The following is a 21,471-nucleotide window of genomic DNA, read 5'->3' on the forward strand; positions in this document are numbered from 1 at the left end:
CGCAGGTGCGGGCTGTCAGATCGGTGGAGGTTGCGGATGGCTGCATATCGGACCGTGGTCGTGGGCACGGACGGATCGGATTCCTCGTTCGCCGCGGTCGACCGCGCGGCGAGCGTCGCCGGGGACTCCGGAGCGACCCTGGTCATCGTGTGCGCCTACTACCCCGCCAACAAGGGCGACGTGGAGAAGGCGCAGGACGTCCTCGGTGACGAGGCGTACCAGGTGGTGGGCTCGGCACCGGCCGAAGACACCCTCCTGTCCGCCCGCGACCGGGCGGCGAAGGCCGGCGCGAAGACCATCGAGACCGCGGCGGTCGTCGGCGACCCGGTCGACTCGCTGCGCAAGGTCGTCGCCGAGCGCTCCGCGGACCTGCTGGTGGTCGGCAACCGCGGGTTGAACACGCTCGCGGGCCGCATCCTCGGCTCCGTGCCGTCCGAAGTCGCGCGGAAGTCCGGGGTGGACGTGCTCATCGTCCACACCACCTGATGCCCGAACCCGGCGAGATCTCGCCCGACGCGCTGCAACAGCGCCTCGAACGGATCCTGCTCGGCGGAAAACGCAAGTACACCCGGCTCGAAGTCGCCGAGAAGGCAGGCGTTCCCGAGGAACGCTCTCGGCGGCTTTGGCGTGCGCTGGGCTTCGCGACCGTCGATGACGACGAGGTCGTCTTCACCGACGCCGACATCGAAGCGATCCGCACGGCCGATCAGCTGATGAACTCGGGGCTGATCGACCCGAGTATCGAACTGGCCGTCACCCGCGCGCTGGGCCAGCACCTTTCGCGGCTCGCGGAATGGCAGGTCCACATGCTGTGGACGATGATCACCGAGAACAAGGAGATCGGCAGCAGCGAACGCCAGATCGGGCGGCTAGTCGAGCGGCTGCTGCCCGAGCTGGAGAAGGTGCAGGAGTTCGTCTGGCGCCGTCACCTCGCCGCCTACGCGGGCCGGGCGATGGCCCAGCCCGACGAGGACCTCGAGGCCAGGACCGAGGTGGTCGGGTTCGTCGACATGGTCGGCTACACCCGGCTGACCAGGCAGGTCGACGAGGAGGAGCTCACCGACATCCTCGACCGGTTCGAATCCGTCGCCACCGAGGTGATCGCCGATCATCACGGACGGATCGTGAAGATGATCGGCGACGAGGTCCTGTTCGTCGCCGATTCCGCCGTCGACGGCGCCGAGATCGCCCTCGCCCTGTCCCAACGCGCCGACGCCGACGAAGCCCTGCCCTCCGTGCGCGCCGGACTGGCTTCGGGCCGGATCCTCAGCCGGTTCGGCGACGTCTACGGCTCGGTCGTGAACCTCGCCGCCCGCCTCACCTCGACCGCGCGGCCGGGCACCATCCTGGTGGACAAGGAACTCGCCACCGAACTCTCGGAATTCCCGCAGTTCGAGGTCCGCACGCGGCGGCCGGTTTCGGTGCGCGGGTACAACCGGCTGCGGCCTTCGTCGCTGCGCCGGGCGCGAGACCGGCCCGCGGGCATGTTCGCGTCTTCGCAGCAGCTCGCGGCGGAGATGCTGGGACTGGCCGACCCCACTCCGGAGCCCGCCTCGGACGTGGTCGAGGACGCCACCGCGGACTCGTTGCCGCCCCGGCCCCGGTCGAAGCGGCGGCGGCGCTGATCCCCTGCCGGGGAGAGCAAGGGACCTTTGCTACCACTTCCGCGAGCGAGCCGGTCGTGAGTGGCGATTCGGGTTAGAACACGAAACGCCACTCACGACCAACGCGAGGTCAGGCGGGCAGCACGGCGTATTGCCGCACGTAGAGGTCGGTGTAGGTGACCGGGCCGCGCGGGCCGGGGACCTTGTCCAGGTTGATGCCGGTCTCGGGGACGGCGAGGAGCTTGAAGCCGTCCAGCAGCCGGGTCGGGGCGTTCCAGAAGACGCCGGTGCCGGTGTACGCGTCGAAGAACGCGTCGGCGGCTTCGCTGCTTTCGGTCGCGATGCCGGCGGCCAGGCCCGAGGTCCGCTCGTTGGCGATCTCCGCCGCCTCGGGCAGGCCGGAGACCTTCGCGACGGTGACGGTCGCTTCGCGGTCCGAGTCGAGCGCCCATTCGTAGCCGATGGCGTGCTCGTGCGGGGCGAGCGACGGCGTGACACCGCGCTCGGCCAGCGCGCCGGCGATGCCGGGCCACACACGGTCGTGCGCGTCTTCGTGGATCAGCAGCAGGTTCAGCCGGTTGCAGACGCCGAGCCGGTCGAGGCTGTTGAAGACCAGGTCACGCACCTTGTCGGTGTCGGCCGCTTCGTCGACGTACAGCACCCCGCCGCCGTCGGCGTGGGCCAGCGTGCGGACGCCGTGGACGGCCGCTTCGGTCGCCAGCGCCCTGGTGCTGTCACCGCTGCCGCGCAGGATGACCAGCGGCACGAGCGCGGGGAACCGGACCAGCGCGGAGGCCGCTTCCCGTTCGGCGCGCGGCACCAGCTGGATGACATCCGGGTCGATGCCCGCCTCGGAGAGCGCGGGCGCGATCACGGTCTCGCGCAGGCGCTGGGCCGAGCCGAGCGCGGCGGAGCCCGTGCGGAGCACGCCGCCGTTGCGCGACTTCACCAGCTGCGACGCGACGTCGACCGTGACGTTCGGGCGCGCCTCGTAGTTCGCGCCGATCACGCCGACCGGACGGCGGCGCTCCACCAGCCGCAGCCCACCATCCAAAGTGGACACGTCGACGGAGCGCTCCTGATGCGGCGCTCCCGCCAGGAGACGGAGCTGTTCGGCCATGCCGGTCAGCCGCTCGGGGGTGATGGTGAGCCGGTCGAGCAGGCCCGCGCTCATCCCGTCTTCGCGCGCCTTGGCGATGTCGGCCTGGTTCGCCTCCAGCACGACGTCGGCGTGCTCGACGAGCTTGTCCGCCATGGCGTTCAGCGCGGCGTCGATCGCTTCCGGGGAGGCCGCGGCCAGCGACGGCGCGGCCCGTTTCGCCGATCGAGCGCATTCCTCGACGGCCTTGGCGACCTCGTCCATCTGCTGACTCCTTCCGCGCGGAACGAGCCATCAGTCTGCCGTACCGCCCCGGTCAGGCGACGGTCGGCTCCAGCAGCCACAACCCGCCCGCGAAGAGACAGCTCACCGTCAGCACGGCCATCACCAGTACCCACAGCACCGCGGGCATCCCGGTGAGCCTGCCGAGCTGGTCGGCGTCGGAATCCCTCGCCGCTCCCCGGCGCCGCTTGATCTGCAGCTCGACCACCGGCCGGACGCCACCGAACAGCAGGAACCAGGTCAGCAGGTAGACGAAGATCGCCTGGAACCACGACGGCGCCACCAGCGCGACCAGCCCGAGCACCACCGAGGTGGCGACCACGGTGAACACGCCGTAGGTGTTACGCACCATCACCAGCACACCCAGCAGCATCAGGGCCATCACGACCAGCACGACGGTGATCAGGTCCGACGAGAGCAGCCCCGCGAACACCAGCCCGAGCACCGCCGCCGCCGGGTACCCGGCCAGCGCGGTGAACGCCATCCCCGGCCCCTCCGGTTTGCCGCGGGAGACGGTGACGCCGGAGGTGTCCGAGTGCAGCTTGATGCCCTGCAGCCGCCGTCCGACCAGCACCGCCGCCAGCGCGTGGCCCGCCTCGTGGACGAGCGTGATCAGGTTGCGGGCGATCCGCCAAGGCCTGCCCGAGAGCACCACGAGCAGTGCGAGACCACCGGTGACCAGGGTGATCGTGCCGGGCGGGGTGGACTGGGCGATGTCGGAAACCGTTTCGGCGGGAGACGAGCTCACCTCACCAGCTCACCACAGGCCGGATATGTCCTGTGTCAGGCGGTCATGGAACCCCCGATCCCCCGCGTGCGAAACTCCGGGTCGTTGCGCAGGGCGAAGGCCACCCAGCTGCGGAACGGCCGCCAGACCGCGGAAAGCTCCTCCAACTCCTCGGGCGGCGCCTCCGGCAGGTCGTACGCGGCCCGCATGGCCTCCTCCAGCCGCGGCTCGCCGGCGGGGAAGACGTCGGGATGCCCGGCGCCCCGGATCAGGATCAGCTGCGCCGAGAACGGGCCGATCCCCGGCAGAAGCTGCAACCAGCGCAACGCGTCCGGCACCGGCATCGCGCGCAGGTACGCGGCGTCGAGCAGACCGTCCTTGGCGGCGTTGGCCACCGCGCGCAACCGCTCGGCCTTCACCTCCGGCAGACCGCGCCCGGCTTCGGGCCCGGCCAGCACGTCCGGCCCGGGGAACGACCTGAGGACGTGCCCGCCGACGTCCACGGGCCTGCCGAACTCCTCGGCGAGCCGCCTTTTCACCGTGGCGGCCTGCGACATCCGCGTCCGATGGCTCAGGATCGCCCAGCAGGCCGCTTCGTACGGCGAATGGAACAGCACGGGACGCAACCCGGGATGCTCCTGCTGCAGGCGGCGCACCACCGGATCCGCCGTGCCGACCTTGGCGAAGCCGACACCGTCGACATCCACCGAGAGGATCCGGCGGACCTGGGCACCGACCTCGACGGCGAGCCCTTCTTCGGCGAAGACCTCCACCTCGATCGTGCCGGGCGATCTCTGTCTGACGGCCGCACCGACGTGCTCCCAACCCGCTTCGGCGGGGAAGGCGAAGCGCAGGGTGCCGGGCTCGGCGGCGGCGTCCGCGCGGCACGCGGGCGGGAAGTCGGTCAGGAAGCGGATGGACTTGTCGAGATCGAACGGGCCGCGCACGGGGATGCGAAGCGTGGTCGAGGCGGTGTGTTGCAGGATCGAGCCGGTCATTTCGGGCTCCTTCGGCTGGGGAACGGCGACTTCCTCCGACGTTAGAGAGGGCCACCGACAGTTTCGGGTCGCGGCGGCGGGAATGTCGCGAATGGGCCGGTCATGGCAGATTCTCGGGTGAACATCGTGAAGGGAGCAGCCATGCCGGACCATCGCGAACGTCTGAGGAGCCTGCTGCGGCCGGGCACCACGTCCACCGGCGAGGGCAAGGGATTCCTTGATCTGCTGGGAGAAATCCCGCAGGCGGGGCCGCCGACCGGGCTCGCGCAGCGGCTGATGCGCACCTCCGCCGTGCCGATGATCTACGAGCGGTACTGGCGTCCGACGCTGGGCAGGGTCGCGAAAGGACTGACCGGCCCGAGCATGGCGGACGAGGTCCGCATCGCGATCGAAGCGCTCGGCCTGCGCCCCGGGCAGGTCGCGCTGGACGTCGCGTGCGGGACCGGACGGTTCACCCGCGCCTTCGGCGAGGCCGTCGGCCCGGACGGGCTCTCCATCGGCCTCGACGGTTCGGTCACCATGCTGGAGAAGGCGCTCGCCGCGCCCAATCCCGCCTCGGTGACGTACCTGCGCGCCGACGCCGTCGATCTGCCGCTCGACGATTCCACTGTGGACGCCGTCTGCTGCTTCGCCGCGCTGCACATGTTCGCCGACCCGGACGCGGCCCTGGATTCGTTCGCCCGCGTGCTGAAACCCGGCGGCTCACTGGTGCTGCTGACCAGCGCCCGGCACGGCGATCAGCCGATGCGGCTGGCGGACACCGTGCTCGGCAGGCTGAGCGGGCAGCGGATGTTCGATCGCGGCGAGATCGCGAAGAAACTGGCCCGGCGCGGCTTCGACCACATCGGCGAGCGGTACTCCGGCGTCACGCAGATCGTCACGGGCGAGCTAGGCGTTAACATCCGGAAATGATCCGCTCTGAGCACGCTTCGCCGATTCCTCCCGACGACAGCTACCTCCGCTCGCTGGTCGAAGCGACCGCGGACGCCGTCGCCGCGGCCGAACCCCTCGGTTCGCCCCATGACGGCGCGGACGCCGCGACGCGAGACGCCGTCAGCTCCGAGATCCGCGCGCTGCGGGCGGAATTGGTGGAGTTGAGCCAAGACCTGCACGCTCACCCCGAAGAGGGTTTCGCCGAGCACCGCTCTGTCCGGGCGCTCGGTGACCTGCTCGAGCGGCACGGCCACGAGGTGACGATCGGCGCGGGCGGGCTCGACACCGCCCTGGTCGCGACGACCCCCGGCAGCGGCCCGCATATCGCGGTCCTCTCCGAGTACGACGCGCTCCCCGGGCTCGGCCACGGCTGCGGGCACAACGTCATCTGCACCGCAGGCGCGGGCGGTTTCCTGGGCGCGGCCGCGGTCGCGCAACGGCTGGGCGGCCGGGTCTCGCTGATCGGCACGCCGGCGGAGGAAGGCGGTGGCGGCAAGGAGACCATGGCCCGCGCCGGCGTTTTCGACGACGTCGACGCCGTGCTCATGCTGCATCCGTTCAGCCACGACATCGCCATGCACCCGTTCCTCGGCAGGCGGCAGCTGGAGATGGTGTTCCACGGGGTCGGCGCCCACGCGTCGGCTCAGCCGTTCATGGGGCGCAACGCGCTCGACGCCGCCGTCGCGGCATACCAGGGTGTCGCGGCGCTTCGGCAGCATCTGCCCTCCAGCGACCGCGTCCACGGCGTCTTCACCGACGGGGGCGCGCGGCCGAACGTCGTCCCCGAACGCGCGGCGCTGTTGTTCTACCTCCGGTCCGCGCAGCCGGACACGCTGCGCGACCTCGCCGAGCGGGTTTCGGCGATCGCGCGCGGTGCGGCGGAAATGACCGGCTGCGGAGTCGAACTGAAATGGGACGCCCAGCCCGCCTATCTGCCCATCCGGTTCAACACCACGCTCGCCGGACGCTGGTCGGTGCATCAGGTCGACGCCGGCCGCAAACCGCTGCCGCCGGGGATCGTGCCCGAATTCCTCACCGGCTCGACCGATCTCGGCAACCTCTCCTACCGGATGCCCGCGATCCACCCGATGATCGCCATCGCCGGACCGACGACCGCCTTGCACACCAAGGAGTTCGCGGCCGCCGCCGGTTCGCCCGACGGCGATCGCGCGGTCGTCGACGGCGCGCTGGGGCTGGCCCTGACGGCCGTCGACTACCTGGCCGACGCGAAGCTCCGCGCCGCGGTGCACGAAGAGTTCGAGGCGTCGGGCGGAGCATTGGACGTGCCGGCCTTCTTCGGCTGAATTTTCTCAGGTAATTCTTCTCAGGAAAGCACAGGGGGATTCCACAGGCGGTTCACAAGTACGGGCGCGAATCTTGTTCCATGACCGAGAACGAGAGTCGGCCAGGCCCCGCCTCAACCGGTGGGCACCAGCCGCCGCACCAGCAGCAGTACCCCGGTTACACCCCTTGGCAGGCCGCGCCGAATCCACTCGTCACCCCGCCACCGCGCAAGAAGGGCGGCCGGGTCGCCGTCCTCGTCAGCGCGACGGCACTCGCCGCCGCACTCGTCGGCGGGGTCGGCGGCGCCGCGATCATGGGGCTCGGCTCCACGTCGTCGGCGTCGGGCACGGGTTCGTCCGCGGTCGCCAACGGGCAACTGGTCGGGAACAACACTTCGGGTGACGTCAGCGGGGTCGCCGCGAAGGTGACGCCGAGCGTCGTGCAGGTGAACGTGACCACCGCGCAGGGTGAGGCCGTCGGCTCCGGCGTCATCCTGACGGCGGACGGGCGCATCCTCACCAACGCCCACGTCGTCGCGGACGCCGAGGGCGACGTGACCGTGACGTTGTCCGACGGCAAGCAGTACAAGGCGAGCGTGGTCGGCGCCGACACGAAGGCCGACATCGCGGTGCTCCAGGCGAAGAACGCGAGCGGGCTGACCCCGGCTTCCCTGGGCGATTCCAGCAAGCTCGCCGTCGGCCAGCAGGTCGTCGCGATCGGCTCGCCCGGCGGGCTGCAGAACACCGTGACCACCGGGATCGTGAGCGCGCTGAACCGCAAGCTCGACGAGTTGAGCAGCGGACAGGAGCGGCGTTCGCCCTACAGCAGGACCACGAACGAAGCCGGGCCGAGCTACACCGCGATCCAGACCGACGCCCCGATCAACCAGGGCAACTCGGGCGGCGCGCTGGTGGACGCGCAGGGGAACGTCATCGGCATCAACTCGGCGCTGTACAACCCGGCCTCGACCGGCAGCATCGGCATCGGTTTCGCGATCCCGATCAACGACGCGAAGAAGATCGTCGAGCAGATCCTCGGCTGATCCCGCCGTCTGGACCGCTGTCAGGGGGCGGCCCAGCAGGCACAGTCCCGTGAAGGCCTCCTTGCGCAAAGGAGGCCTTCACGGGCTTTCAGAGTTCGTACGTGAGGGTGAAGGTGTGGTTGCCCTCGTCGTCCTGGACGATCTCCGCCGTTCCGGTGATGCCGGTCAGCTCACCGTGGCCCGAGCCCGGCAAGACGATCAGGTGATGCCCGTTCTCCCCCGCCGAGTGATGCAGGACGAAGCCGCCCTTACGCCCGCCGACGGAGACGGCCAGCCGCTCGAAGGCGACGTACGCCGACGACGTCTCGTTCACCGCTGTGAGCATCTCGACGGCGCTGGTGCCTTCGACGTCACCGGTGAACGTCTTGGTCAGCAGCACCCGCGAGAACTCGGTGCCTTCGGCCTTCTCAGTGGCCTGGGGATCCCAGCCGTCCACAGTGAACGACGCTGTCGCGCTCTTGGTCATGCCACCGAGTCTGCCGGGCATACCTGACAGATCGCGTCAGGTATTCCTCAGCGCCGCCGGTTCCCGAACAGGCCGCGCGTGATCTCCCGGCCGAGCGCGCTCGCCGCCGAGCGGAGGAACGACTTCACCGCCGGGTTCTTCATCGCCTGCTCCACCATCCCCGGCTCCTGCTTCTCCGGCTTCGGAGCAGGGGCTTCAGGCGGCGGAGGAGCCTCACCGGCAGGCGGTGCGGCCACCTTCGCGGCGAGCTTCTCGTAGGCCGACTCACGATCGATCGTCTCGGCGTACTTCGCGTGCAGGTCCGAAGACGTCGTCGCCGCGGAGATGGCTTCGGCGCCGATGGAGCCCATCTTGGAACGCGGCGCGCGCAGACGGGTCCACGCGACCGGCGTCGGCGCGCCCCGTTCGGAAAGGACGGTGACGATCGCTTCGCCGATACCGAGCGACGTCAGCGCCGAGTCCAGCTCGTAATGCTTCGTCTTCGGGTACGTCTTCACCGTCTTCGTCAGCGCCGCCTGGTCCTCGGGCGTGAACGCGCGCAACGCGTGCTGCACGCGCGCGCCGAGCTGGGACAGCACGTTGTTCGGGATGTCCGTGGGGAGCTGCGTGCAGAAGAACACGCCGACGCCCTTCGACCGGATCAGCTTCACGGTCTGTTCGATGCGCTCGAGGAACGCCTTCGACGCGTCGTTGAACAGCAGGTGCGCCTCGTCGAAGAAGAACACCAGCTTGGGCTTGTCGAGGTCGCCCTCTTCGGGCAGCTCCTCGAACAGCTCGGCCAGGAGCCACATGAGGAACGTCGAGAACAGCGCGGGCTTCGACTGGAGGTTGTCCAGTTCCAGCAAGGTCACCATCGCCTTGCCGTCGGCCTCGCGCATCAGGTCGTGGACGTCCAGCTCGGGCTCGCCGAAGAAGTCCTCGCCGCCCTGAGCCTCCAGATTGGACAGCGACCGGAGGATCACCCCGGCCGTCGCGGCCGAGACGCCGCCGATGCCCTTGAGGTCTTCCTTGCCCTCGTCACTCGTCAGGTGCGTGATGACCGAGCGAAGGTCCTTCGTGTCCAGCAGCGCCAAGCCGCGCTGATCGGCCCAGTGGAAGATCAGGCCGAGCGTCGACTCCTGGGTTTCGTTGAGCCCCAGCACCTTCGACAGCAGGATCGGGCCGAAACTCGTGATCGTCGCCCGGATCGGCGCCCCCTTGCCACCCGTGCCCAGCGACAGGAACTGCACGGGGAAGGCGGCGGGCTCCCAGGAGTCACCCAGCTCTTCCGCGCGTTTGGCGATCTTGTCGTTGCTTTCGCCCTGCGCGGCGAGCCCCGACAGGTCGCCCTTAACGTCCGCCAGCACCACCGGAACCCCGGCGGCCGACAGTTGCTCGGCGATCAGCTGCAAGGTCTTCGTCTTGCCGGTACCGGTCGCGCCCGCGACCAGCCCGTGCCGGTTCAGCGTCGCCAGCGGCAGGCGGACCGCCGCGGCGGCGTCGGCCTTGCCGTCGATCACGACGGCGCCGAGCTCCACCGCCGCCCCGTCGCTCACATACCCCTGCGCGATCTCCTGGGCTGGACCCTGTTCGGCCACTGTCGCTCCCCGATCTGTGACATGACTCACCTGAGGATGCACACGGTGCCAGCAACGCGCCGAACCCGCACGTCGCGCGCCACGAATCCCCGGGTCGGGTTAGGGTTTCGGGGTGAACGACCGCCTAGTCTGGATCGACTGCGAGATGACGGGGCTCGACCTCGGCAAGGACGCGTTGATCGAAATAGCCGCGCTGGTGACCGACGCCGAGCTCAACGTCCTCGGCGAAGGTGTCGACATCGTCATCCACGCCGACGACGAAGCCCTCGACGGCATGCCGGAGGTCGTCCGCGAAATGCACGCCCGCTCGGGTCTCACCGAAGAGGTCCGGCGCTCCACGGTCACCATGGAAGAAGCCGAGCAGCGCGTGCTCGAGTACATCCGCGCGCACGTGCCCGAGGCCAACGTCGCCCCGCTCGCCGGCAACTCCATCGCCACCGACCGCGGCTTCATCACCCGCGACATGCCGCTGCTCGACGCGCACCTGCACTACCGCATGGTCGACGTCTCGTCGGTGAAGGAACTCGTCCGGCGCTGGTACCCGCGTATCTACTACGCCAAGCCCGAGAAGGGCCTCGCGCACCGCGCGCTCGCCGACATCAAGGAATCCATCGGCGAGCTCGACTACTACCGTCGCGTCGCCTTCGTGCCGCAGCCCGGCCCGACCACCGAACAGGCCAAGGCCGCGGCCGCTGAAGTGCAGGAACGCCACGAACGGTAACCCGTTGCGAGCCCCGGAAACGGGCACGCTAATATAGTGCGGCCGAGGTGATGGGGGGTTCCCCGAGCCCGGCGATGGTGGGCGTAGCTCAGCTGGTAGAGCACCTGGTTGTGGTCCAGGAGGTCGCGGGTTCGAAACCCGTCGCTCACCCCACTGACCCCAGTTCGGCCGGTTCTTCCGGCAGGCTGGGGTTTCGCTTTTTCCGGGTATCGGTAACGCGGCGTGGCGCTCGCGCGAGTTCAGGAAGGAACTCGCGCGGAGGATGCCATGAGACGCTGGCTGGTCTTGGGACTCTTGGTGGCGGCCGGCGCCTGCACCACGTCTCCACCGAGCCAAGTGCCCGTACCGGCGATCACGTCGACCCCGGTCACGACCGTGACGGCGACCCCGCCCAAGCCGACGCGGACCACGACCTCGGTCAAGCTCGAGTACCAGAAGTGTCTCCGCGATCCGGAGAAGATCTGGGACACCGGCACCCAGAAGTGCCGCTACAAGACCAGCGGCGAGGTGCAGTGGGAGCACCTCTACGGCCCCCTGCCGCCCGAAACGCCATGAGGGTCCTATCAGGACGAAAACCGTCCTGACAGGACCCTCATGTAGAACAGGTCAGTTCCGGTCGCCGCCGGTCTTCCAGTCGTCCCACGACATCTGCCACACCGACCAGCCGTCGGTGGGCTCCAGCACCTGCGGGCCCGAGTTGGTGACCGTGATGATGTCGCCCTTCTTGGAAGTCTCCATCAGCCACTGCGCGTTCTCGGTCGACAGGTTGATGCAGCCGTGGCTCACGTTCCGCTTGCCCTGCGAACCGACTGACCAGGGCGCCGAGTGGTAGAAGATGCCGCTGTTGGACATGCGCACCGCGTACTTCACGAACGTCCGGTAGCCGGCCTTGCTGTCCGTCGGGACGCCATACGTGCTGGAGTCCATCGTGTACCCGTTGTGCTCGCTCATCACCGTGTAGGTCCCGGCCGGGGTGCTGCTCGACGGCTTGCCCATCGAGATCGGCATCTGCCTGACCTCTTGGTCGTTCACCACGACCTTCATCTGGTGCGTGCCGCCGTCCGCGGTCGCGACCAGCTTGTCGCCGACGACCACCTTGGCGGGCTTGTCCTCGCGGCCGAAGGTGTTGTTGCCGAGGTTCTTGCCGTAGATCGCCGCGTTGACCGAGATCTTCGTGCCCGCCTTGAAGTACTCCTTGGGCCGCCACATCACGGTCTTCTCGCCGAACCAGTGGAACGCGCCCTCGGTCGGCGGCTCGGTGACGATCTTCAGTGCCTTCTCGGTCGCGGTCTTGTCGGGCACGTTGCCGGTGAAGGTGAAGATCAACGGCAGGCCGACGCCGACCGTCTCGCCTTCGACGAGGTTGATCGAGACACCGATCTGGCGGCCGGGCTTGGCCGTGGTGAACGTCGAGGTCGCGGTGACCGGCTTGCCGTCGGTCCCGGTCGCGGCCGCGGTGACGGTGTAGCTCTTGCCGTAGCCGAGCGGCTCCGCCGACTCCCAGCCCGAACCGTCCTCCTTCGGCTTGCCCGCGACGACCTTGCCGTCGGCACCGGTCAGTTTGACCTCGCCCACCTTGCCGTCGGCGACGACCACGGTGACCGGCTCGCCGGGTGCCACGTTCGCCGCACCCTGCGCCGGGGTCAGCGTCATCACGGCGGGCTTCGGCTCCGGCGCGGGCGCTCCGCTCTGCTGCGAACCCCCGGGGGCGCCGCCCGGCGACGGCTGTTCACCCGACGGTGTACTGGTGCACCCGGCCAGAGTGAACCCGGCCACCAAAGCCACCAAAGCCACCCGCGACCGCCCCGTCGCTCCCCAGACCCTCATGCACACCGCCCGTTTCGCGTGGTACCAACCCCTACGTCTGGCTATAGTCTGCCTGACCGGGCGCAACGCTCGCGGCCGGATGGCCGAATACGTCCCGGCCCGGCGTTAGGGGACCCCCCTGAAACGGGCCCCAGCAACCCTGTGTTAATGTTTTCCACGTCGCCGAGGGAACACCGAGGCGGCGGAACAAGCAGGCGCCATTAGCTCAATTGGCAGAGCAGCTGGCTCTTAACCAGCGGGTTCGGGGTTCGAGTCCCTGATGGCGCACAGTTCCAAGCGAAGCCCACCAGCGGTTTGTCCCGGTTTTCCGGGTGCCGTCGGTGGGCTTTGTTCTTGTGTGAGCCCGGATCGGTTACCGGCCGCCACTAACCGTGCCTGTGATGACCTGCTGGGTCGCCGGGACACCACCGCATCCAACGCGAGGAACGTCCGTGAGACCCGGCTCAGACCCACGCCCCCATCCTGCGCGGCACGAGGGCGGTGCACCGACGGGAACTCCACTCAGCGAGCCAGTTTGCTCGTGATCACGCTACGAGCCGGCCCACCTTGCCGCTAGCGCACCGTCACGCAGATTCGCCGAGGATCTACGTCATCATCCATCCAGCACGCTGACACACGTTCCGCCGTATTTACGACGCAAGCAGTCGCCGGCGCAGCATGTCTCAGCTGCATTTTGACCGTTACCGACTACCTATCCGCGCGATGCCAGGTCGATTCACATGCGGGCACGCTCTCAGCGAGGCGATTTCATCCGCAGGTTTGTGCCTTCTCGGGGGTGCGGTCGTAGCGCAGTCCACTTCGGCCGACCGAGTGGATCAGGTTTTCCCAGAACCGCTCGAAGGTCAGCGGCGCGCGAACGGAGTCGAGCATCTCCTTGGTGCGCGGACAGCCCAGAGTTCTCCGGATCGCGTCGAGGTTGTCCTGTTTGTACTGACCCCGTGCCGCCAGCTCCTCGGCCGGCCCACCGGCGAGGCCCGCGACCTCCCAGTTGGAACCGGCGAACTTGCTGTGGCCGATCCGCCGCCCCGAAATGGTGGTGCTGTGCGCCGCTACCGGATTGGCGAGTCCGATCGGGTCGTGGACCCACACGTCGAGCGGTAGCAGCATGCCTGGGCCACCGATGTTGAAATAGGCGAGCACGTCACGGCCGTTCGCCGAAGGATATGCGACCCAGCCTGCCGACGGCGTGTACACGTGGACGGCCGCGGTCTTCTGCGCGGCCAGCTGCTTACGCGCGTCGTCGGCCATCTCCACGAACAACCGGAAGTTCCCAGCCAGGATCGGATACTCGGTCCCGCTGGCCGCGACGTAGGCGGCGCGCTCGTCGGCGATGACCTCTCGATCGTCGATCGGTTCCTCGAGTCCGGCATAAGGGGTTCTCAACCAGCCGCCGGCGATGACCGCCCAGACGGCGACAACGAGGACAGGCATGAATGTCAGCTTGGTGACCCTGATTGCCATCACCGGGAGCAACATGCAGAAGGTCGCGGGAAGCAACATCCGCCCATGCATGAAGTCGCCGCCGACCCGGACGACGTACGCCGCGAGCACGACGCCCGCGACCACCGGCATTGCCACCAGCACCACCACCCGCCGACTGACGGTCTTACGCCACAGCAGGGTGAACCCGGCGAGCAAGCACGCGGCAACCGGTATCCACAGGAAGTACGGATCGACGAAGTCGTCGAAATAGGCCCATCCGCTGTCCCACAACGCTTCAGAGGCTTCCTTTACGAGCGCCGTGTTCGGGGTGATCAGGCCGTAGTAACCCATCCGGAACACCTGATAAAGCACCGGCAGCACAACCGCGGCGGCCACCGGGATCAGCGTGTGGCGCCAGCCCTGCCAAGTGAGCACCAGCAGCCCGACCATAGCGGCCAGGCTGAACAGAGCGAGGTCTGGGCGCACGAGCGGGCCCAGCCCGATGACCACCGCGGTCGACCACACCGGGCCGATCGGCTGCTCGGAACCGCGCCGCACCAGGAGCCACCAAGTTCCGCCCAGCCACAGGCTGATCAGCCCCGTCTCCAGACCAGAGGTCGCGAAGTCACGAAACGGTGGCAGCGCCAGCACGACGAGCGCACCCGCCGGAAACACGAAGGTGGACGCGTCACGCCCGGCCAGCCGCCGCGCGCCATCGAGCGCCAGCAGCAAGCCACATGCCGAGAAGACCAACCCGACGATCACCGCGATCCACTCAAGGCTGGCGCCGGGGACCCAGCCGACCAGAACGAGCACAGCCGTCCACAGCGTGCTGGTGTTAGCCTCGACCCGCTCCCCGACGTTGAAGACAGGACCGTTACCCGCGAGGATCTGCCGAACCGTCCGAAGCACGATCAGCCCGTCATCGCTCATCCAACGACGCTGCCAGGCAAGCACCGCAAATCCGGCTACAGTGGCCGCGATGACAACCCAGTTCCACGCCTGGACACGGCTCCGAACGCGAACTTCGCCGGGTCTGTCAGGCGCGGATACGGATGCAGCGGTAACTGTGTTCAACGGATTCTCCAGGTAACCGAAAGACGAACAATCACCCAGAGTTCTGTGAAGCGACAACAGTGTCCGTGACTGGGCAAGACCGGAAACGATCTTGACTCACTCTATCGTGCACCCCAAAAGGACCGGCGCCGGGCAGGGCAATGGATACCCTGCCCGGCGCCGGCCGGATAGTCAGAATCCGAGCGCGAACGCCCTTGGCACGGTCACCTCTTCCCCGAAGGCGAAATCGCCGTGCCACAGAACGGACGCACCCACGAACTTCGTCCCGTCGGACGCCCCGACATACACGTCCCCCTTCGTCCCGCGCGTGTAAGTGACAATGTCGGCCTTACCGTCACCGGTGAAGTCGCCGATCGCGGGCAACTCGGTCCCGTAGGCGAAGTTGTCGTGCCACTTCACGGAATTACCGACAAACCTCACACCGTTCGACAGTGCCACATAGACGTCAGCCGACGTCCCGCGAGTGAAGACCGCGATGTCATCCTTGCCATCGCCGTCGAAATCGCCCGACGCTGGGATCTCATCACCGAACGCGAAATCGCCGTGCCACTGAAGGGAGTCGCCTACGAACTTGCCGCCGTCAGAGAAGGCCACGAAGACGTCGCCCGCCGTTCCACGAGTGAAGCAAGCGATGTCGTCCTTGCCGTCACCGTCGAAGTCACCTACCACGGGAACTTCAGCGCCGCCGGCGAACCGTCCGTGCCACTTCACCCCGTTGCCTACGAACTTCTTGCCGTCCGACAAGGCGACATAAACCGAAGCCGCGGTCCCACGCGTGAAAACCGCGATGTCATCCTTCCCATCACCGTCGAAGTCACCGACCGCCGGAATCTCGTCACCGAACGCGAAATCGCCGTGCCACTGCTGCGAGTCGCCGACGAACTTGCCACCGTCGGACAGTGCCACATACACATCACCAAGCGTTCCCCGCGTGAAGGTCGCGAGATCCGTCTTGCCGTCGCCGTCGAAGTCACCTGCCAGTGGCACCTCGTTGTTCGTCGCGAACCGGTCATGCCATTTGACCGAATTGCCCACGAACTTGGCACCATCGGACATGGCCGCGTAGACATCCGCCGTGGCTCCTCGGGTGAAGGTAGCGATGTCATCCTTGCCGTCACCGGAGAAGTCACTCACCGTGGGAACCGGCGTGGTCACCGACGCCACACTGGACGATAGCGAGGTCCCGTCGGCCAACGTCGTGACGACTCTGTAGTACCAGGTCTTCTTGGCCGTCAGCGACTTGTGCAGGATGCTGGTTCCCGCCGTCGAACCAATACGGCGTTCTTCGGCCACCGGAACATCTGGCTCTTGCCCAGCATAGATCCGGTACGTCAGCTGCCCTTGGCCCGTGACCGGAGCCCAGCTAATTGTGATCGCGTGGTCAACGGCCTTGGCTGTCGCGACGAAAGTTTGCTGGCGGATCCACGCGGTCAAATCGTCGGTCCGGGTCGCGTTGGTGCCCTGGCGAGTCTCGGTCACGGTGAGACAACCATGCTGCCAGGATGCACCCACCACACCGGCGAGTTCGAACTTGCCGGCGGTCTCACGGAACACGGGACCGCCAGCGTCGCCCTTGCACGCATCGGCACCATTGTCACCGGTGAGGGGCAGACTGTCCGCAGTCGGCGTGCCGACAGTGAACAACGCGGAGTGCAGCTTGTTCGGGACCCATTCGGTGCCGGTACGCCCATAGCCCGCCAGACGCAGCTTCTCGCCCGCCATCGTGGCAGCGCCGCCCAGCGTCACCGGCGCGATGTCTGTGATCGCCGTGTCCAGCCTGGCCAGCATCACCCCGCGACTCGGGTGGGACACGAGGTTCGTCACCTTGGCGACCTTGCCGGTGGTGCCGGAAAGGTCGGTCCTGCCGATGATGGCGGTGGCCGCTTTGGCGGGTACCCCGCCCTGTGGATTACCGGGAAAACAGGTCGCGGAGGTCACGATCCACTCCGATGCCACGAGAGCGCCGCTGCACGCGCTGCCATCGATCTCGATCTTGGCGGTGAACCCGTACGCGCCATCCGCAGCCGCGGCGCCACTGGAAACGGCTTGCGCCGGCGGCGCGATAACGACTCCGAACGCGACCGCGACCAAGGCCGTGAAAGCGAACACCCTGGGCCTATTCATGTAATTCCTTCGATTATCTGTCCGCCCTCAAGGCTGACACTATGACTACTGAAATTCCGACCCTGCATTGAGAAACGTTCTAGCCTGCGGCCAAAATCTTCCAGTTAACGCTTCGACTTTGTCGAAGAATTCATTCCCGGCAAATCGAAGCGTGAAGAGCAACTCTTCGGCGTCCGCAGCAGACGCTCGCCGCCAGGAATTCCCCTCAACTGACATCAGCGCCTGCCCCCGAGGAAGAGGTTTAAGCGAGACAAGGATCGATTGCTCCGGCAGAGGCGCCATTGCCTTGAGTCCATTCATGTAATCATTTACCATACTCGCGATGTAGACCCACATCGTGATAATGTCGTCAACCAGGACACGATTGAGCAAGTCGACACCATTGACTTCGAGCTCGATCGCACCTTGAAGGTCACTATCCTCGCGAATCAACGGTAAGCGATCACAGTCGTCTATGTCGACAAACCGCCCCGCGGCACCCTCCTCCAGCCAGACAACTGTAGTGGCTGTCACCATGAAATTCTACCCTCTTCGCGTACGAGTACTACTTCGGTATCGGCCCCGACCACGGATGGAAGTTGCCAACCTTGCCACCCCATGTTATCCCTAACCTGTAATTCCTACCATCAATTTCTACAAAATAGTAGTCGCCAGGTTTAGGATTGTTGAGAATTTTGTCGGTGTTTTTATTGAGCGCGTATCTAATTTTAGCTTCGATCGACTGAACGGTTTCATTTCCCGTGAAAAACGACTGTTCGTCTTTCATGGAACCTTCCCAATACCTTGGGTGATGTCGCTCGAGGATGTGCTTCATTCTTTCCTTGGTAAGCAGGATGGTACGGTTGCCGACCTGGTACGTCTTCGACGTCCAATCCCTTAGCACCCCCTGCGCCAGGTCGGGACGAACCTTCACGGAATGTAACGCTTCTCCCGCAGCCTTGCGCTTGAGCATTTTTTCGAGAAGCTTTTCGAAGGCGCGACCGGGGTTTCCAGGTCCACCTTCCAATACCGCAAACTTTTGAGCATCTCCCTTGACGGCGGCAAGTAGAGCTTTCAACTCCGACGAGCAGGCGTGAGGCCTTTCCTCGCAGAATCGCTTCATCAACAGTGTTGGAAAGTCACCATAAGTTGGGTCCCACGCCTGCGCCGCCGGGTTCTCAACGTATTCGTATCCGCCATCAAAGTACCAGGCATTAAGCTCGCGGCCGATGGCTTCGCACTGGGAGAGCCCGTAGCTAGCGAACGGCAACTGTACACCGTTGACGAAGCATTCCCCGTTGGTGAATAGCACGATGATGCCACTGTCGAACTGCGCCGCCCGTGTGTCGGAGGGCCGCTGGTCCGGAGGCGTGCCTGTCCAGGTGCGAAGGAAGTGTTCGGCCGCGTCGCTCGCAGCGCGGCCAGCCTCATCGGCGCTCTTGCCCGCGGCCTTCGCGGCCTTACGAGCGTCCTCGGCGTAACCAGCCGCACGGGCGGCCGCGCTTCGGGCTGACGCTGCCGACCCGGCTGCCTTGGTCGCGTACTGGGCGGCGTTCGCGGCGTCCCGCTGCGCGGAGGCGACCGCCTGACGCGCCTGGCTGGCCGACTGGGCCGCCCGATTCGCCGAGGCCTGCGCCTCAGCAGCAGAGGCTTTCGCCTGGTCCGCGTACTCCTTCGCTTTATCGGCGGAGGCTTTGGCCTGGTCCGCGTAGCCCTTCGCCTCGTTCGCCGCGTTACGGGCGATCGCCGCCGTCTGCAGAGCGAGTGCGGCGGATTCATTGGCCGCCGCTGCGGACGCCGCGGCTTCGGCGACATACCGACGGACTGTCGCCACGTGCGACGCGGTGTCCGAGTCCCGCCGCTCAGCCTGAAGCCGTCCGAACTGGACGAACTCCCGAAGCTCAAGGGCAGGTCCGGCCAAGGCGATCTGCGCGGCCGCCTTCACCTCGGCGCCACCGTTCTGCAGCGCCTGCGCGACCACTATCCGATCATCGTGCTCGGCAGCTTCGTACTGGCCTGTCCGCAGGAACTCACGCCGCGCGTCGGCGTCACCGTCGAGCGCCGCCTGCGCAGCAGCCCGCATACCCGGACCACCGGAAGCGAGCAACCGGCTGATCGCCAACCGCTCATCGTTCTCCTTGCCTTCATACGGCTGCTTCCGCAGAAACTCCCTGACCTGTTCAGCGGTGCCGCCCAAGGCCGCCAATGCCGCCGTTTTCAGCGCCGGGATCTCGCTCTCGGCGAGATGCCCCACTCTTGCCCGATCGTCCTGTTCCGCCGCGACCGTCAAGCCAGCGCGGACGAACTCGGTGACGGCAATCTCGTCTCCGGCGAGGACGTTCTTCGCCATCGCCCGGCTGATCGGACCCACGTCGGCTCCGGTCAGCTGTCGAAGGGCGACCTTTCGTCCGTTCGCGACGACGGTTTCCCGGGGAGCGCCAGGTGCCGTGGCCTCGGTGATCAGGCGTTTGGACTCCTGGCTGAGACGCAGTGATTCCTCAGTGTCCCAAGGAAGTTTTGTGGGAATCGCGTCCGTCGCGGCACGAAGTGCCTGAGCGAGTTCGACCGCTTCTTCGGTTTCGGTGGCCAACCGCTCGGCATCCGCGACGCGAGCGGACTCCTCTGTCAGCTTCGCTTTGGCGGCCGCCGTGGTCGCGCTTTCAGCCGCGATCTTCGCGGCTTGTGCATGCGCTTCTGACCGGGTCGCAGCATGTTCCGCCTCACCGGCGTGCTGGGCGGCCTCGTTGGCAGCGTCGGCCGCAGCGTTCGCGTGTCCGGCCGACCTCGTCGCCGCTGCGCGGGCTTCATCCGCCGCCGCGGCAGCTTCCCTGGCGAAGGCCACGGCGGCGTTCCCCGCTCGCACCGCACGCGCCGCAGCCCGCTTCGCGTCGGCGGCCGCACGCTTCGCCCGGTCTGCCTCCGCACCGGCCACGTTGGCGTGCCTACCGGCCGCATCGGCCGCTGTACCCGCCGCGTCGGCGTTCGACGCCGCGCTCAACGCCGCCTGTAGTGCATTACCCGCCGCCTTGGCGGCGGCGCCGACCGCGGCAGCTGCATCAGCCGCAACCGCAGCACTCAACGCGACCGACTTGGCGGTGACGGCCTCCTTCTTGGCGTCGTCGGCCTTCCTCGCATCGGTAGCCGCATCCGCTGCCGCGTTGTACGCACGCGTCGCGGCCTTACCGGCCAGCACCGCGGCCGTAGCCGCACGATTCGCCGCGTTCGCCGCAGCCCGAACCGCCTGGCTTGCCGCGTTCGCCGCACCGATCGCTTCCCTCGCCGACGCTGCCGCCCGGGTGGCGGCATCAGCAGCCCGTCCCGCCGCAGCCGAGGCCAGGTTGGCGTCGTCCTTCGCGGCAGCCGTCTCCGCCGCCGCGCGTTCCGCCGCCTGCTTCGCCAGGCCTGCCGCCTTGACGGCCTGCTCCGACGCCTGCGTCGCCAAAGCCGTCTCGGTCGCCGCACGGTCGCCGGCTTCCTTGGCGGCGGCGGCGAGACTCGCCACACTCGCGGTTTCTTCGTCCCGCTCCCGCGCGACGTACTGACCCGTCGACAGGAACTCCCGCAACTCGTCCAGACCACCCGAGAGGGCAACCTGCGCGGCCTGCTTCACGGCAGGCCCGCCCGTGGCCATGATCTGCGCCACACGCACACGATCATCGTGCTGCTGCGCAGCCTCCCAGCCACGGTGCACGAACTCGGCGATGCCCTCGAACGGACCGTTCAACGCCTTTTGAGCCGCCTCTTTGACACCGGGACCACCGGTGCTCAGGATCTGCGCGGCCCGGACACGGACGTCCTGCTCCCACGGCTCACGCACACCGGTCTCGAGGAACTGCCGCATCTCCGCGGGCGTGCCGCTTAACGCGGCCTGAGCGGCCGTCTTGACCGCGGGCCCCGCCGTCGCGAGGAGTTTGGCCATACTGAGACGAGTGTCATGATCACCAGCGCCGCTCAGTCCAGAGGCCAGGAAGTCCCGCACCACCTGATCACTGCCGAGCAGGGCGGCCTCGGCCGCTTCCCGAACCGCGGAACCGCCGGACTCCCAGGCGGCCACGACCTTCGCCCTGTCCGAAACCTCCTCCTGCTCGTCATCGGGAACAGGATCGGCGAAGGCAGGGACTGTGGTCACCAAGCCCAGCAGCAGGGCCAGGATGACCCCGAAGCCTAAGAGTGTCGCGAGCCTCGACCTTCTCGGAGTTTCGGATCTCGCTTCGAATTCCATGATCACGACAGCGCCCCCCACCGAGCACTTAGAATAAGAATGATGGACTCAAAAATCATCGCGCACTTTCGAACGAAGATGCACGAT

General features: G+C 67.3%; 17 protein-coding genes and 2 tRNA genes. 9 read left to right on the plus strand and 10 right to left on the minus strand.

The genetic code is table 11. From position 1 onward, the window contains the following. Positions 1-36: 36 nt before the first annotated feature. Together AORI_RS72825 and AORI_RS72830 are read left to right on the plus strand one after the other, a co-directional pair. Positions 37-486 carry a universal stress protein gene (locus AORI_RS72825; RefSeq protein WP_016336659.1) on the plus strand — a complete coding sequence of 150 codons (450 nt, stop codon included), beginning with the start codon at positions 37-39 and terminating at the stop codon, positions 484-486. After that, positions 486-1,625, plus strand: coding sequence for an adenylate/guanylate cyclase domain-containing protein (locus AORI_RS72830; RefSeq protein ID WP_016336660.1), 1,140 nt, complete (start codon positions 486-488; stop codon positions 1,623-1,625). The genes AORI_RS72825 and AORI_RS72830 overlap by 1 nt, the downstream gene beginning before the upstream one ends. A 109-nt stretch (positions 1,626-1,734) precedes the next feature. Here AORI_RS72830 and AORI_RS72835 read toward each other — a convergent pair whose 3' ends face one another. Genes AORI_RS72835 through AORI_RS72845 form a run of 3 tightly spaced genes read right to left on the minus strand, consistent with a single transcriptional unit; the run spans position 1,735 to position 4,710 of the window. Continuing rightward, the gene (locus tag AORI_RS72835; RefSeq protein WP_016336661.1) at positions 1,735-2,967 is read right to left on the minus strand and encodes an aldehyde dehydrogenase family protein; all 1,233 of its coding nucleotides are present in this window, start codon (positions 2,965-2,967) and stop codon (positions 1,735-1,737) included. Positions 2,968-3,019: 52 nt separating this feature from the next. Continuing rightward, positions 3,020-3,733, minus strand: a complete 714-nt coding sequence (locus tag AORI_RS72840) for a M50 family metallopeptidase (protein WP_016336662.1) — start codon at positions 3,731-3,733, stop codon at positions 3,020-3,022. A 35-nt stretch (positions 3,734-3,768) separates the two neighbouring features. Beyond that, a complete protein-coding gene (locus tag AORI_RS72845) occupies positions 3,769-4,710 on the minus strand; it encodes a DNA-3-methyladenine glycosylase family protein (protein WP_016336663.1) in 942 nt (313 codons plus the stop codon). A gap of 141 nt (positions 4,711-4,851) precedes the next feature. Between AORI_RS72845 and AORI_RS72850 the strand changes: the two genes are divergently transcribed. From AORI_RS72850 to AORI_RS72860, 3 genes are all read left to right on the plus strand, one after another. Beyond that, on the plus strand, positions 4,852-5,622 hold the full coding sequence (locus AORI_RS72850) for a class I SAM-dependent methyltransferase (RefSeq protein ID WP_016336664.1): 771 nt from the start codon (positions 4,852-4,854) through the stop codon (positions 5,620-5,622). Further along, a complete protein-coding gene (locus tag AORI_RS72855) occupies positions 5,619-6,947 on the plus strand; it encodes a M20 family metallopeptidase (protein ID WP_016336665.1) in 1,329 nt (442 codons plus the stop codon). The genes AORI_RS72850 and AORI_RS72855 overlap by 4 nt, the downstream gene beginning before the upstream one ends. Positions 6,948-7,027: 80 nt before the next feature. Further along, positions 7,028-7,969: a S1C family serine protease gene (locus AORI_RS72860; protein ID WP_016336666.1), complete on the plus strand. Its 942-nt coding sequence runs from the start codon at positions 7,028-7,030 to the stop codon at positions 7,967-7,969. A gap of 88 nt (positions 7,970-8,057) precedes the next feature. Here the strand turns inward: AORI_RS72860 and AORI_RS72865 are convergent, their stop codons facing one another. Together AORI_RS72865 and AORI_RS72870 are read right to left on the minus strand one after the other, a co-directional pair. Next, on the minus strand, positions 8,058-8,435 hold the full coding sequence (locus AORI_RS72865; RefSeq protein ID WP_043849121.1) for a DUF3224 domain-containing protein: 378 nt from the start codon (positions 8,433-8,435) through the stop codon (positions 8,058-8,060). A 47-nt stretch (positions 8,436-8,482) separates the two neighbouring features. Continuing rightward, positions 8,483-10,012: a helicase HerA-like domain-containing protein gene (locus tag AORI_RS72870; protein ID WP_016336668.1), complete on the minus strand. Its 1,530-nt coding sequence runs from the start codon at positions 10,010-10,012 to the stop codon at positions 8,483-8,485. A gap of 112 nt (positions 10,013-10,124) precedes the next feature. Between AORI_RS72870 and orn the strand changes: the two genes are divergently transcribed. From orn to AORI_RS72885, 3 genes are all read left to right on the plus strand, one after another. Further along, positions 10,125-10,733, plus strand: a complete 609-nt coding sequence (gene orn / locus AORI_RS72875; RefSeq protein ID WP_076153439.1) for an oligoribonuclease — start codon at positions 10,125-10,127, stop codon at positions 10,731-10,733. 77 nt (positions 10,734-10,810) lie between these two features. Further along, positions 10,811-10,886: transfer RNA gene (locus AORI_RS72880), tRNA-His, on the plus strand. Positions 10,887-11,000: 114 nt separating this feature from the next. After that, entirely contained in the window at positions 11,001-11,288 is a 288-nt protein-coding gene (locus AORI_RS72885) for a hypothetical protein (RefSeq protein ID WP_016336670.1), read from the plus strand. A 51-nt stretch (positions 11,289-11,339) separates the two neighbouring features. On the opposite strand, the gene AORI_RS72890 is transcribed toward AORI_RS72885, so the two are convergent. Next, positions 11,340-12,560, minus strand: a complete 1,221-nt coding sequence (locus tag AORI_RS72890; protein WP_200870941.1) for a L,D-transpeptidase — start codon at positions 12,558-12,560, stop codon at positions 11,340-11,342. Between the two features lie 194 nt (positions 12,561-12,754). Here AORI_RS72890 and AORI_RS72895 point away from each other — a divergent pair. Beyond that, positions 12,755-12,827, plus strand: a tRNA-Lys gene (locus tag AORI_RS72895). Positions 12,828-13,307: 480 nt separating this feature from the next. On the opposite strand, the gene AORI_RS72900 is transcribed toward AORI_RS72895, so the two are convergent. The 4 genes from AORI_RS72900 to AORI_RS72915 form a co-directional block, all read right to left on the minus strand. Further along, positions 13,308-14,915: an arabinofuranosyltransferase AftB family protein gene (locus AORI_RS72900; protein ID WP_016336672.1), complete on the minus strand. Its 1,608-nt coding sequence runs from the start codon at positions 14,913-14,915 to the stop codon at positions 13,308-13,310. Between the two features lie 315 nt (positions 14,916-15,230). Continuing rightward, positions 15,231-17,168, minus strand: a complete 1,938-nt coding sequence (locus AORI_RS72905; protein ID WP_016336673.1) for an FG-GAP-like repeat-containing protein — start codon at positions 17,166-17,168, stop codon at positions 15,231-15,233. Positions 17,169-17,228: 60 nt separating this feature from the next. Then, the gene (locus AORI_RS72910) at positions 17,229-17,696 is read right to left on the minus strand and encodes a hypothetical protein (RefSeq protein WP_123798619.1); all 468 of its coding nucleotides are present in this window, start codon (positions 17,694-17,696) and stop codon (positions 17,229-17,231) included. A gap of 31 nt (positions 17,697-17,727) precedes the next feature. Then, a complete protein-coding gene (locus tag AORI_RS72915; RefSeq protein WP_228688426.1) occupies positions 17,728-21,384 on the minus strand; it encodes an ALF repeat-containing protein in 3,657 nt (1,218 codons plus the stop codon). Positions 21,385-21,471: the final 87 nt, after the last annotated feature.

The organism is Amycolatopsis keratiniphila, from assembly GCF_000400635.2.
GTDB classification, from domain to species: Bacteria; Actinomycetota; Actinomycetes; order Mycobacteriales; family Pseudonocardiaceae; genus Amycolatopsis; species Amycolatopsis keratiniphila.

Excerpts from the sequence above, each read along its gene's own strand:
- AORI_RS72825 (WP_016336659.1), top strand. The coding sequence starts at position 37 with ATGGCTGCATATCGGACCGTGGTCGTGGGCACGGACGGATCGGATTCC.
- AORI_RS72830 (WP_016336660.1), top strand. The coding sequence starts at position 486 with ATGCCCGAACCCGGCGAGATCTCGCCCGACGCGCTGCAACAGCGCCTC.
- AORI_RS72835 (WP_016336661.1), bottom strand. The coding sequence starts at position 2,967 with ATGGACGAGGTCGCCAAGGCCGTCGAGGAATGCGCTCGATCGGCGAAA.
- AORI_RS72845 (WP_016336663.1), bottom strand. The coding sequence starts at position 4,710 with ATGACCGGCTCGATCCTGCAACACACCGCCTCGACCACGCTTCGCATC.
- AORI_RS72850 (WP_016336664.1), top strand. The coding sequence starts at position 4,852 with ATGCCGGACCATCGCGAACGTCTGAGGAGCCTGCTGCGGCCGGGCACC.
- AORI_RS72855 (WP_016336665.1), top strand. The coding sequence starts at position 5,619 with ATGATCCGCTCTGAGCACGCTTCGCCGATTCCTCCCGACGACAGCTAC.
- AORI_RS72860 (WP_016336666.1), top strand. The coding sequence starts at position 7,028 with ATGACCGAGAACGAGAGTCGGCCAGGCCCCGCCTCAACCGGTGGGCAC.
- AORI_RS72865 (WP_043849121.1), bottom strand. The coding sequence starts at position 8,435 with ATGACCAAGAGCGCGACAGCGTCGTTCACTGTGGACGGCTGGGATCCC.
- AORI_RS72885 (WP_016336670.1), top strand. The coding sequence starts at position 11,001 with ATGAGACGCTGGCTGGTCTTGGGACTCTTGGTGGCGGCCGGCGCCTGC.
- AORI_RS72890 (WP_200870941.1), bottom strand. The coding sequence starts at position 12,560 with ATGAGGGTCTGGGGAGCGACGGGGCGGTCGCGGGTGGCTTTGGTGGCT.
- AORI_RS72900 (WP_016336672.1), bottom strand. The coding sequence starts at position 14,915 with ATGAGCGATGACGGGCTGATCGTGCTTCGGACGGTTCGGCAGATCCTC.
- AORI_RS72915 (WP_228688426.1), bottom strand. The coding sequence starts at position 21,384 with ATGGAATTCGAAGCGAGATCCGAAACTCCGAGAAGGTCGAGGCTCGCG.